Origin of the sequence: Natronococcus sp. A-GB7, from assembly GCF_029688865.1 — an archaeon.
Classification (GTDB): domain Archaea; phylum Halobacteriota; class Halobacteria; order Halobacteriales; family Natrialbaceae; genus Natronococcus.
Genome location: NZ_JARUKV010000050.1, coordinates 1 through 12,559, shown reverse-complemented (window position 1 = coordinate 12,559; position 12,559 = coordinate 1). Strand labels below are relative to the sequence as shown.

The following is a 12,559-nucleotide window of genomic DNA, read 5'->3' as shown; positions in this document are numbered from 1 at the left end:
GAATCAGAGTACCTATCTGCAGAGAAACAGAGTTGTGATTGTATGACTGACTTGCGTGAGTTGGGGCTCTCAAGTTATGAGGAAGACGTTTACCGAACGTTACTCGTTTGCGGACCAGCAACAGCAACAGAGATTTCTAGTGATAGTAACGTCCCACGAGGACGTATCTACGATATCCTGAATGGACTGAGTGATCGCCAACTTGTACAGACACGATCACATGAACCAAAGCGATACGCTGCTATCGATCCGAAGACAGCAATTGATAGACTTCTCTCGGAACGGTTCTACGAGTTAGAACAAGAATGGTATCGTCTCGAAAACATCGCTGATCGACTCCGTTCAGACCTCTTTTCTCAAGCACCACTTGATGGGAGTATTTGGAGAGGATCTATCGGGAGTAGCAGTATGATTAGAGCGACCCGCGACCGAGTTCAAACTATTGATGAAGACCTCAGTATAGTGTATGGTCTTCCATACAAAAACGCTCAAACAGATATATTTCTCGATGAGGTTACCCAGATATTTGAGGGCTCTTCTGGTGAAATTAGTATTGACTTCATCTTCAACGTTGACGTGCTTGAGGCGCTTTCAGGAGTTCTCCCAGACTTGGTTGCAATGACAAACGCTGACGTACAAATCCGAGGCATAAACGAAACGACACTCTCGTTTGAAATTATTGACAACTCGAAAGCAGGGCTTGAAATTCCTCACCCCCGTATTGAGAGTGAGCGATTTGGCTTTGTTGGGATAAGCAACTCTGAGTTAGTTAATGAATTAAATCATCAGTTTCAGCAGCTGTGGTACAATGCAAAACCAGTCTTATGACCGATTTTCGGGCATTCCACCGCTATATTCTGTGTGACTAAGAGCTGTTTCATCAATCTGCAGACGTACCTTTTTGCTGCAGGTCCTCACTCCTACGGCTGGGACCACGAAACAGCACTCCTCAAGCACCTCAAAAACCGGCCAGCGATTCGACAGCAGCTTGGCTTCAAGACACTTCCTGATCAGTCAACTCTCTGGCGGACATGGCACTGCCGGTTCTCATCTGATCTCCAGGAGACGATCCAGAAGAGCGCACGACTTCTCCTCACCAACGCTAACAGAGAAGCAGCGACGTTCCCAGAAACCCGCTTCATGATTCCGAGAGCCATGAAAAGACCAGTCTCACCGATTACGAAGTACTCACTCATGCAGACGAGATTACTGAACAGATGAGTCATATCGCCTATCCTGCGTTCTCGCTCAACCGTGGAGACAGCTGTGAGATCCATTCGAACGCGTTCTGGGATCTCCAGACATACCTCGGGCTCCGAGAGAATCTGGCAGCGAACGAAGGAGCACGTAGTTTCCTCTATGACTCCCAGCGGGATCGGACACCGTTGGGGCACGCTCATCGAGCGCACATCCGTGATCTCTCGATTGAGTCGATTCGCGAGATGTATCACGAGGCGTTGCAGCAGCTTATCGATCGAGTGTCGGAGACGGAAGTTTTTCATCGGGCTGGACTCGTTGCGATCGATACGACCGAGGCAAAGCCGTTCACTGGCGATCGAACAGGCCACAAGGACGAGATACCCGGTACGAAAGATGGCGAGTACGCCTACCAGTAGATAGTAGTACGGTTTCTTTATTCAGAAATAGAGTGGAATAGATGTGTCGTCTATTTTCTTATTGAGCGATTGATTCAGAATCGAAACTCCCAATAAGTATCTTGAATATGATGATTTCCAGTAGTTGGGAATACGGTTTCTTTATTCAGCGTGGGGCGTGAAACTCGCGGTAAGTACAGGCCAAGCACACATCGCTCAGTACAGTAGTTTTAGGTATCACTCAACAGGATTCGCATCGTTAGACGTGTACCAAAGATACAACTGAGGAAGAAGCACCCCGGCAATAAGGAGAGCCGCAAAACCTGCCCACTGAGGCAGATCGACCCCTATCCCCTGCTCAAGTCGATTTACCACGAAAAGTGCGAGTGGAACGAGAATGAAAATCGCAACCAAAATCACTCGGCTTTCTCTTGAGACCATTGACAAAATCTCTAATGTATTATCTGAAGATAAGTTTTCGGGTGTTCAGTTCGTACACGTAGTTACCGAACTGCTTCGGTTCAGATTCAAGAAAGGGATTATGTAAATAAGTCTCGCTACCATCTACTACTACTGAACCCTCTGAATCTAGAAATGTACTCGGTGGGTTGTTTCATAGTAAAGGCGTGTGATTATAAATGACGTGAGTTTCACCCCAATAACTGAATAAAGAAACCGTACTACTATCTACTGCTACCAATGGGCGTCGATACAATTGGTTGGGAAAGCTGTTCCATTGGTCTTGGATGCTCGGCCGGTCCGAAAAGGTGAGGGTCGTCGTGAGATCGTTGAGGACCTGCTAGACTCCGCGCAGGACCTCGTTCACGTTGATCGTATGTTAATGGATCGGGCGTTCGACAGTCAGCATATCCTCGAAGAAATCGATCAGCGCGGCCTCGGATATGTTGTTCCAAAGCGGATGTACACGAGTGAACGAGCTCAAGCAAAGCGTCTACTCCGGTGGGATCGAGACCGCTACGTTACTGACCGAAAACTCCACTTGGGGAAGAACGAGTGGCATGAGACCACCCTAATCTACAGACGACCAGCAAACGCTGAGAGTGACGATTACACGCAGTACAGCGTCTTCATGACGAACCGCCGTCCGGGAGCGGTTCACTTCTATGATTCTCGGAGGGAGATCGAGAGCGGCTACAAGAGTGTCAAGCGATTCATGGCAGCGACGACATCGAAGAATTTTGTCCTGCGGTTCTTTTACTTCGCGTTCGCGTGTCTGCTGTACTCGATCTGGCGAGCTGTTGATTTGCTCGTACAGATCGAGCTGACTGGCGAGTACGAACAGACACCACTCGTAACGGCGGAAAACACGCTTACGCTGTTGAAGAAGGAGACCGGAATCGGGTAAAGAGCCGCTCGATCCGCACGAGAGAGCTATTTTTGAGTGGCAACACTGATGAATATCTTGGAAGGTTACCGAAACTGTTCTGTGAGTAATAGGAATTAGCAGTCAAGAGGGAGTCTGAAGTATCACCGCTGGACCGATTTCTCTGAACTCGAGCTCTATAGGCCTGCTAAACCTACTGTAGTCTCATCTTCCATCAGTTTGGAGAGCCGGTACCCTTTCCTTGGCAGATGGAGATCTTAGGAAGTTTCCTATGGTGCAGGATAGTTAGGGAGGGGGTGGGGAGTGGAATGTTCCCTACCATCTCTGAGTTCAGTGGTCGCAACCACTTTTGGCTGAGATCCAAAGGTAGGCTCGAGTAGCGAGGATGGTTCCTCGCATGCAGAAGTGTGAAACCGAGCCAAAACGCTGCTTGGGTAGCAGTTGGTGTTGAGGGTATCTAATCTGTAGTTCAGTGTAAAACATTAGCTGGCAGCAGGGCGACTGCGGGGCCGTGCTGTGCAGTGCGGTTACGTCGGAAAATCGATATCTTTGGCGGCAGCGGTCGACTGTAAAGCAGTTGATCGTTACGTCCAGAGCAAGCAAGTAACGGAGAAACGATCAATTTCTACGATAGCTGTCAAAAACGCCTGCTGAATATAGTGCTCTGTAGGATCACTAGACTGCGGCGACTTTGGGGTAATTGGCAGTGATTGATTGCGGTGTGATACGGGTGAATCTTACCCAGATGCTAGTGGCTGGGTGAGCAAATTCCTGCAAAAACAAGAGACTACGGTGGATTCAAGTTACTAGTTCAGTGGTGGACTGTTCTCCGACGATATTGGGCCAATTACAGCGCCGGCTAGCGATCCTACAGAGCAGAATATAGAGGATAGGTGACATCCTCCTCGGCGTAAACGGCGAGGCTTCCCACGCATGGGGAATACCAGTTAGCCGTCGCTGGCAGAGGGTTTCGACTCTTCGTAGGCCGTGAGCTTCATCTGCGCTTGGACGCTCTTCTCATGGTGAGTCGTGACGGTGTCACAACCGCGCCCATCCCGTGGCGAGTCATCGCGTTCCGCCTTGTCAAGCGGGACGCTCTCTCCCCACGGGTCAATCCGTCGTGCGATATTCGCGGACGCGTTGATGTCGGCCTGAAACGACGAAACGTGGCAGCCATCGTTCGGACACCGAAACTCGGCTTGGGAGTCCCGCCAACCGATGTGGTGGCACGAGTGGCACGTCTTCGAGGTGTATGCTGGGTTCACGTACTCGACCGGGATACCTGCTTCCGTCGCCTTGTTCGTGGGTCGTACCGGGTGTTCGTCGTCCAACTCCTTGGCGTTGTACGTCTTGCGGAGTTTCGGGACGTAGTTGCACAGGGCAGCTTTTGCTTGATACGGAAGCTCGTAGGGCGTCACGATATCGCTCACCGACGACATGGTGCTTGCCCCGGCGTCGAACGCCTCTTGCAGACCGTCACGGTAGGTTTCGAGTAGGTCGTTGAGTTTCGACTGCTTGTGGGCTGTCGGTGGGGCGAACGTCGCTTGAATCGTCTTAGTTATCGTCGTCACTGGCGTCTAATCCTTTCTCGATTAGTTCAGCGTAGGCGCGAGGATGTCGGATGCCATTGTCGCGGGCGTAGTCTTTTACTCGTTCATGGAGGTCGCTCCCCCGCTCCATATCGATTTCAGTTCGTACAATTATTTGTACGTTTTCTTGGTACTAATAGGTTCTGTTTGGTATTCAGACTGGTGTAGTCTGTGGGTTGCGTAGTCAAGTGACGCGATTCACGCCCGCCGTAAACAGTAGTTGGGAAGTGTGCATTGGACAGGAATTGGAGAAGTGATTGCCTAATTGATGAAACACCACATATTACAGAACTAAAAGTTAGAGTGTGGTTCCTGACACGTCACAGCGCGTCGACGGCGTAAACGGCGCGAAAATCCGCTTTCAAAAATCAGTTGTCACTACGATCGCAGGCGAACCCGACCACGCAGCCGTCAAGTGACGCTTTGATCGCCGTGCTTGTTCCGAAGCACCACTAAGAGGTACTTCGCCGTCACCGGTGGCGAGGCGTCAGACGGATGATCGATGCTCTTCTCCACGACGGCGTTCACCAGCACCCAAATATTGTACAGCAGCACCGAGAGCCGATAGTAGAACTGGCGTAACGCGAAGTCTGTAGAGGCTGTCCTTGGTAAGAAATCCTGCGTAACCCGATAGCTTGTTTCGATTCCCCATCGACGCTCGTAGGACTTGCCGATTCGCCGTGCTTGTCGCCGCGTTAGCTCTCGATTCGTGATAAACGTGATGTACTCGTAATCAACCCGCTCCCGCGCCGGCAAGACGAGACGCGTGATTGTAACCGACTCGTATGGTGGTCGTGACCGAGACATGGTCACACCGTGTTCGACGTTCACACCGTCTTTTGACTCCATCCACATCGACTTCGTCTTCGAGTTTCGACGGGCGCGAATCACGAAGTTAACCCCGGTCTCGAGCAACGCCTGCGCGAACAGGACTTCGGCAAACCCTCGATCCAAGATCGCGTCTCGAATGAATACCCGCTCGTCTGCTATCTTCACCATCGCTTTCACTGCTTCGAGCTTCTCCTGCTTCGAGGTCACTTGTCGAACAGCAAGGGTGAACTTCTCGCCTTCGTCTCCGACCACGCTCAACGTGAGGAACTGGTATGCCTTGTTCGTGCCGCGATCAGGGTTGACCGACGAGATGCGCGGCGTCTCCGAGTCGCCATAGTACAACCAGTTGTGCCCGTCAATTGCCACATCGACGAAGCCGTCGAGATAGCCCCGACGGTCGGCCATCTTCCACAGAATGTCCGAGAGGGCGTCGAACATTTCGGACACCTTGCCATCATCAAGCTCGTCGAAAATCCGGATGTAGTTGCGGAGTGTTTCACCGCTGGGGGCGGTGGACTCGTCATCCACCTCTTCGCGCCACGTCTTCGCGCCGTTGTTGGCGAAGTCGTTGGAAAAGGCCATATGGAGAAAGAGATCGAGTAGATCCTCTTTGGTGTACGCAGCTCCTTCGGGGAGTCCAAGGTCGATCTTATCGTAGAACACCTCACGGAACTGGTCGGCCGCCTCGTGAGCTGTTCTTCGCTTGACGCGGTACTCGGTTCGTGGCGATACGTCCTCCTTGTCCTCGACGCTGAGGGTCTGACTTCCAAGTAGGTTTCCGGTTTCACGAGCGAAATCGCGTATGTGCCCGCACAGATCCTCAACGACCTGTTTGACATCGTCCCCGAGATAGTTGTTCCACGCCCGGGAGAGGGTGGTTCGGTGCGGGGCGTCCTTGCCTTCCGGGATCTTTTCCGGGTCGTAGCCAATCGTCCGAGCGCGATCGTGTTTGGATAGCGTCCTGTGGAGGTCTTGCCATCCGTAGTCCCAGAGTTCGCGCAGTACCATCGCGCGAAAGTGTGAGCCGAGGCCATACTGGTGGTGCCAGCCAGCTCGCGCGTCGTCGAATTCGTGGAGGTTTTCCGGGGTGAGGGTGCAGGCGACTGTGAAAGCGTTGTGTCCCCGCTCAACCTGTTCTATGGCCTGCTCGTAGAGGGCATCAACTGCGTCCGAAACATGAGGTTGTAACGACGACATGTGATGATGATTAGTCCATATTGGACTAATACTTGGGTGTGTAGCTTCCGGGCTTCCGTATTTTTACGGATTGTATATCGTATCTATGGAGTGTCTATTGCGATCTTCGCCAAAGTCGGGTTCTGAAACCTCTCCACCTCCAGTTAACCACAAGTATTAGTATAGTACATACTGTACTTATTAGTGGAATGGGAAGAGAACCACACTCGGCCACGAACTCGTCAGTAGCGGAGTTCCTCGGGCGTAAGGGGGCAATCGGGTTACTCTGCGAAATTCACCCCGAGGGCTCGCAGTACACGGAATTGGCCAATGAACTCGAAATTAGCAGGACAACCGTCTCGAACCGGTTGCAAGAGGGTGAAGCCGAGGGGCTGTTTGAACGAGAACGAATCGAGGGAAGAGGGACAACTCACGCATACGTCTTCACCGAGGCGGGCGCAGAGCTTCGTCTTCGACTGGATCACGCCGGAATCACCGAGAAACATCGAACTATCAAGCGGTTACAACGGAAGTTCCACGACCAGGTTGCCGACTTGGTGAAATGGGTGGGGGAAAACGAGGTTGAGTTAAGGTCTCCGTCGGAAGACGCCAACTCTCGAGAACTCCTCCGCAGGTACGGTCGCTTCGTTAACCTGCAACGATGACTGAATACGTAACTCAAAAATAGCACCCCACCGGCCAAGTGGCTTCCGTGGGATCAGACGCGTATCAGTAGTTGGTAGTGCGGTTTTATTCAATTCGGGCCGTGAATACGAACCGGTCGAGTCGTTACCTACAGATGCAAACTAAGCAAAGAAAATATATATGGAACGAAGCTAACTATTGAAATATAATGTCCTCCACAGCAATACAGTCTGGCTCTGATCAAGCCGAGAATCGTTCTTTGGGTGGGATTTTCGTCCACGTATTGGCGCTTTTCACCAGTTTCGTCGGCCCTGCCATCATGTATGCCATCTCAGATCACGAATTTACGAGAGAGAACGCCCGAAACGCGATTAATTGGCATATCTCCGTTATTGTTCTGGCAGTTGCTGCGTTCGTGACAGGCTTCCTTGGTGCCGACGAAGTAACAATCAACGGTGAGCCGACTGAACTGTTGGCGGTACCGTCACCCCTCGATACAGTGTTTACCTTCATTGGAATTCCCTTGCTACTTGCACTGGTGGTCGCGGTTTTCGCTACATTCGGATTTGCTGTCATTGCTACACAGAAAGCGGCGTCCGGGTCAGCATGGTCTTATCCCGGTTCGATTAATCTCATCGAACGGTTCAGATAGTCGTTCTATTGAGTGATGGCTGCTTGACCTGTACTGAGCAGCCGATTCACCGAAGTGATGTGAAAATAAGCAATGCACAGATTTTGGCATTCGCAACTACTGTAAACGGCGGGATTCTCTCCCTGTTTAAAGATAGTACAGGAAGATGAACCAAGCCCGGAATTAGCAGTGAATTCTCTTGAGATAACACACATATCTATCAATTATATAAATACAAAGGTTTTGTTATATTTGACATAGATCTCAAATTCCCTGCTGACTGTTTTATACTTCATCCGAACTGAGCAGTCGCTATTCCACATTGATCAAATTCACACCTTCGCGCTCTGTATTCAGCACGGTTGCTGAAACCTATCTCCGATTGAGGGTTTCAACAAGGTCAGGTTTTCGTACTCACACAGGGTGTAGTTGTACGCTTGGCGATGAATGTCGGGGTGGTGTTCTAGTTCAGCCGCTACCTCTTGTGTCGGGTACGCGGGGTAGCGGCGACTGTACTCCACCACTGTCTTTTGGTTAGAATGTTTCAATTAATAGAGGTGTTTCTCTGCATATCGGATTCAACCCCGAGATACTCGCCCTGTTCAACCTGTAGAGATTCGAAGGTAGTATTTTCTGGAGTGTTGAATGTGGTAGTCTTCCTATTGCTGGGCAATTGACCCGTCATTGTTGGAGTCTGTGAGGTTCCAAGCACAGTCGTTTCAGTATGACGGCTCGAAAGACGCGATCTTCCGTCATTCGACGAACACTATTTATTAACTCGTGCATTGACGTTAGCGCTAATGTCCGAATACAGCGGGCCACGTACCGGCCGACCGCCGACGCGAGCGGAGAACGGAATGATCGCGACGTCTCATCACCTGGCAAGTCAGGCTGGTATCACGGCACTCGAGGAGGGCGGAAGTGCGATCGATGCGGCGATCGCGGCGAACGCCGTCCTCTGTGTCGTATATCCCCATATGGCGGGACTCGGCGGCGATGGCTTCTGGCTGATCCACGATCCCGACGACGCGGAGGTCCGCGCGTTGAACGCGAGCGGGCCGGCCGGACGCGAAGCCACTCGAGAGTTCTATCGTCACCAGGGACGGGAAACGATCCCGGAGCGTGGTCCGGAGGGCGCGTTGACCGTCCCGGGCGCGGTCGACGGGTGGCGAGAGGCTCACGATTCCTTCGGCTCTCTTGACTGGTCACGACTCTTCGAACCGGCGATCGAATACGCAGAGGAGGGAATGCCAGTCAGCCGTTCGGTGGCGGACTGGATCGTAGAAGATGTTCCGATCTTCGAGGAGTACCCCTCATCCGGAGAGATCTTTCTCCCTGACGGCTCCGTTCCGGCCGTCGGAGACCGAATCGAACAGCCCGATCTCGCCGATTCGCTCGACACGATCGCTGAACAGGGAGCGAGGAAAGGGTTCTATGAAGGTGATATTGCCGATCGAATCTGTGAGGACCTGAACGATCGTGGCTCTCCGCTCCTCGCCGACGACTTCGCGGAGTTCGAAGCAGAGTGGGTGGATCCCATTACAACCACGTACCGCGGATACACCGCCTACGAGTTCCCGCCGAACACGCAGGGGTTCGCGGCCCTCCAGATTCTCAACCTCATCGAGGACTTCGACGTGGCCAGTTGGGGTGACGGAACGGTCGAGTACTACCACCACCTCGCGGAGGCCGTCAAGGTGGCCTTCGCGGACCGCGATGAGTGGCTGACCGATCCGGAGTTCGTCGACGTTCCTGTCGACGAATTGATCTCGAAGGAGTACGCGGACGACCGACGGGACCTGATCGAGGCCGACAGCGCCCTCGAAATGGGGTCGATCGATCCGGGAATCACGTTCGACGGGGACGCCGATCGCGCGATCGATCCGGGCGGCGATACGGTCTATTTCTGTGCCGTCGACGAAGACGGTCTCGCCGTCTCGGTGATCCAGTCGATCTATCACGACTTCGGGAGTGGCGTGGTCGGAGGCGATACGGGTATCATCATGCAGAACCGCGGCTCGTTCTTCTCCTTGGACGAGAACCATCCGAACTGTCTCGATCCCGGGAAACGGACGTTTCACACCCTCATTCCTGCGATGCTGACCCAGGACGACGAACCGTATCTGCTCTACGGGACGATGGGTGGCGAAGGCCAACCCCAGACACACGCAGCGATGGTGACGCGTCTCGTCGATTTCGGATACGACGTCCAGCAGACTATCGAGGCTCCACGGTGGCTCATGGGCCGTACGTGGGGAACCGAAAGTCGGGACCTCTCACTCGAGGGGCGCATTTCCGACGAAGTCGTTCGTGGGCTGCGTCTTCGCGGGCAACCGACGAGAGTCCTTACAGATTGGAACGACAACATGGGACACGCACAGGCGATCCGCATCGACCGCGAGCGAGGCTGGCTCGAGGGCGGTGCCGATCCACGAGGCGACGGCGCGGCGCTCGGGTACTGACTCCGCTATGTCCCGCCTGACACTCACAGAGGTGCGATAGACGTGAGCGAAGCCCTCCCCGTCGACGTGTTCCACTGGCTCGTCGCCAGCATCCCGATTCTGATCCTACTCGTTCTACTGGTTCGGTACCGGTGGTCGGCTCACACGGCCGCTGTTATGGGTATGTTCGGAGCATCCGCCATCGCTCTCACGATCTTCCAGGCGCCGCTTTTCGCGTACGCCGTTGCGGTCGGGAAAGGGATTTGGGACGCCGTGTTCGTCCTGTATGTCGTCTGGCCGGCGATCCTGATGTACCTCATAACGGAGCGTGCCGGTGCCCTCTACACACTCAGGGTCAGAATCCAACAGTTCAGTAGCAACGATCTCTTCCTCGTGCTTGCCTTCGGCTGGCTGTTCGCCTCGTTTCTCCAGGGAGTTGTGGGATTCGGTGCCCCCATCGCCATCGTCGCGCCACTGTTGCTCGCTCTCGGTGTTCGCCCGATCTATGCGGTCGCGATCCCGTTGATTGGGCACGCCTGGAACAACAACTTCGGTACGCTGGCCGTCGGATGGTTCGCCGCCGATTCGGTCGCGCCGTTCGATGCACCGGTCGAGACTGCTCTCCAGACGGCGATCATTCACGTTGCCCCGATCATCGCCGGCGGGATCGCCATCGCCTGGCTGTACGGGCGGTGGAACGGCGTCCGCCACGGGCTACCGATGATACTCATCGTCGGTTCGATACAGTGGTTCGGGTTGATGGCCGTGGCGATCTACAGCCCCTTCCTCTCGGGCTTTCTCGCCGCTTCAGCCGCACTCGTCGTGCTGTACCCCCTCTCGCGGTGGGATCGGTACGACCAGCAACACGAACCGTTTGAGCGACCGGCCATGGAGGAGTCGATGTCTCGAGACGTGGCGACTGACGGAGGCGAGCCGACGACGGAAGAAAAGGAGGACGAACCAGAACCCATCATGGGCCTCGTCGAGGCGTTTCTCCCGTACGGCGTCCTCCTCGTGGTCGCACTCGTGGTCGCGTTCCCGCCAGTCGAGGAGGCTCTCGCCCAATTCGAAGTCGGGTTCTCGTTCCCGGCAATCGAAACCGGGTATCTCGAACAGGAGGCCGAGGATCCCTACGAACCGTTTGCGATCCTCACACACCCGGGATCGATCATTCTGGTGGGCGTCGTCTTCGGTTACGCCCTGTTCAAACGACGGGGCTACTACGAGGAGTGGCGCGATGTCATGGAGACGTCTCCCCACGTTGAGGAGGAGGGATCGATCTTCGACGGGATGAAAGAGAACGGGGTTCCGGCCTCGCTGTCGATCATCCTGTTGATCATCATGGCCATCGTGATGGTCGAAACCGGTCAGATTACCGTTTTGGCTCTCGGCATTGCAGCCATCCTCCCACCCACGGCGTACCTGTTCGCCTCGAACGCCATCGGCGTGCTGGGGGCGTTCATTACCGGCAGCAACACCGCGTCGAACATCATGTTTTCGCCATTACAAGACGAGACGGCCGGCGAACTGGACCTTCCCCAGTGGACGGTACTCGGCAGTCAGATGACGGGTGGTGCGGTCGGGAACGCCATCTCACCATCGAACATCGTCCTCGGGACAGGAACGGTCGGCATCCCGGGGAAGGAAGGTGACGTTCTCCGGATCACCCTGCCCTGGGTGGTGATCGTGATCCTTCTTGTCGGCCTGCTCACTGTGTTCGTGAGTGGATTCGTCTTCCTGGGAGGTGGCGGATGAACCTTCCTGCCGATCCGATGACTATCGACGGGATCGCGTTCGTCCTGATCCTCCTTGTTCTTCCTGTCGTCAGTTACGGTACGATGGCTGAGAACGAAATTGTCTGGGCATTTGGGTTATTGCTGTTACTCCTCGGTTCGCTCGTTCCACTTGCCACGGAGTTCTGGGTCCGGGAGGACGAAAAGGAGTAGCAGGCCACCCCTCTCGGTCGAACGGCGGCGCGTCATTGCATTCCGGTTTCCTGGGAACGCTCTCCCTTCACGGACCTACATGATCAGCGAGATTCGCCGCCGTGAGCCTTGTTTAGACGCAGCGGAGATTAGCTCGCAGGTTCGGGGATGCCGAGAAACTCGAACGGTTCGGTTTCGACGAGGTCATCGGCGACGTCCCCAGCGAAAATGTTTGCCTGGTTCTCGCCGAGCGACAACGATCGAACACCAGCATCGGGGGCAAAGTCGATGCCGTCGAGATCTAGCCAGAAGACGTTCGGTGACAGTGCCGACTCGAAGTAGTAGCGTCGGCTCTCGTGATCGGCGACCGTCCGCCAGCGT

Annotated in this window: 8 protein-coding genes and 4 pseudogenes; 8 read left to right on the top strand and 4 right to left on the bottom strand. The window is 54.2% G+C overall.

Translation table 11 applies throughout. From position 1 onward, the window contains the following. The 3 genes and pseudogenes from QA609_RS23890 to QA609_RS23875 form a co-directional block, all read left to right on the top strand. Nucleotides 1-828 (top strand): helix-turn-helix domain-containing protein (locus tag QA609_RS23890; protein WP_278305126.1); only part of this gene is annotated, 828 nt, incomplete at its 5' end. Between the two features lie 55 nt (nucleotides 829-883). Further along, nucleotides 884-1,613: pseudogene (locus QA609_RS24710) on the top strand (transposase); the annotation flags it as partial. A 676-nt stretch (nucleotides 1,614-2,289) separates the two neighbouring features. Continuing rightward, a pseudogene (locus tag QA609_RS23875) lies at nucleotides 2,290-2,961 on the top strand (transposase); the annotation flags it as partial. A 926-nt stretch (nucleotides 2,962-3,887) separates the two neighbouring features. On the opposite strand, the gene QA609_RS23870 reads toward QA609_RS23875, so the two are convergent. Both QA609_RS23870 and QA609_RS23865 read right to left on the bottom strand, forming a co-directional pair. Beyond that, entirely contained in the window at nucleotides 3,888-4,511 is a 624-nt protein-coding gene (locus QA609_RS23870) for a transposase (protein WP_278305123.1), read from the bottom strand. Between the two features lie 429 nt (nucleotides 4,512-4,940). Further along, nucleotides 4,941-6,557: a transposase gene (locus QA609_RS23865; protein ID WP_278305122.1), complete on the bottom strand. Its 1,617-nt coding sequence runs from the start codon at nucleotides 6,555-6,557 to the stop codon at nucleotides 4,941-4,943. Between the two features lie 188 nt (nucleotides 6,558-6,745). On the opposite strand from QA609_RS23865, the gene QA609_RS23860 reads away from it, so the two are divergent. Both QA609_RS23860 and QA609_RS23855 read left to right on the top strand, forming a co-directional pair. After that, nucleotides 6,746-7,201 carry a winged helix-turn-helix transcriptional regulator gene (locus tag QA609_RS23860; protein WP_278305121.1) on the top strand — a complete coding sequence of 152 codons (456 nt, stop codon included), beginning with the start codon at nucleotides 6,746-6,748 and terminating at the stop codon, nucleotides 7,199-7,201. A 188-nt stretch (nucleotides 7,202-7,389) separates the two neighbouring features. Further along, on the top strand, nucleotides 7,390-7,833 hold the full coding sequence (locus QA609_RS23855; protein WP_278305120.1) for a DUF4870 domain-containing protein: 444 nt from the start codon (nucleotides 7,390-7,392) through the stop codon (nucleotides 7,831-7,833). A gap of 383 nt (nucleotides 7,834-8,216) precedes the next feature. Here QA609_RS23855 and QA609_RS23850 read toward each other — a convergent pair. Further along, nucleotides 8,217-8,333, bottom strand: a pseudogene (locus QA609_RS23850) (helix-turn-helix domain-containing protein); the annotation flags it as partial. A 279-nt stretch (nucleotides 8,334-8,612) separates the two neighbouring features. Here QA609_RS23850 and ggt point away from each other — a divergent pair. The 3 genes from ggt to QA609_RS23835 are packed head-to-tail and all read left to right on the top strand — an operon-like array spanning nucleotide 8,613 to nucleotide 12,199. Continuing rightward, complete coding sequence (gene ggt, locus QA609_RS23845; protein ID WP_278305119.1) at nucleotides 8,613-10,274, top strand: gamma-glutamyltransferase; 1,662 nt, start codon at nucleotides 8,613-8,615, stop codon at nucleotides 10,272-10,274. A 42-nt stretch (nucleotides 10,275-10,316) separates the two neighbouring features. Continuing rightward, complete coding sequence (locus QA609_RS23840) at nucleotides 10,317-12,008, top strand: L-lactate permease (protein WP_278305118.1); 1,692 nt, start codon at nucleotides 10,317-10,319, stop codon at nucleotides 12,006-12,008. Beyond that, nucleotides 12,005-12,199, top strand: a complete 195-nt coding sequence (locus tag QA609_RS23835; protein ID WP_278305117.1) for a hypothetical protein — start codon at nucleotides 12,005-12,007, stop codon at nucleotides 12,197-12,199. Before QA609_RS23840 ends, QA609_RS23835 begins: the two co-directional genes overlap by 4 nt. 128 nt (nucleotides 12,200-12,327) lie before the next feature. Here the strand turns inward: QA609_RS23835 and QA609_RS23830 are convergent. Beyond that, nucleotides 12,328-12,559, bottom strand: a pseudogene (locus tag QA609_RS23830) (choloylglycine hydrolase); the annotation flags it as partial.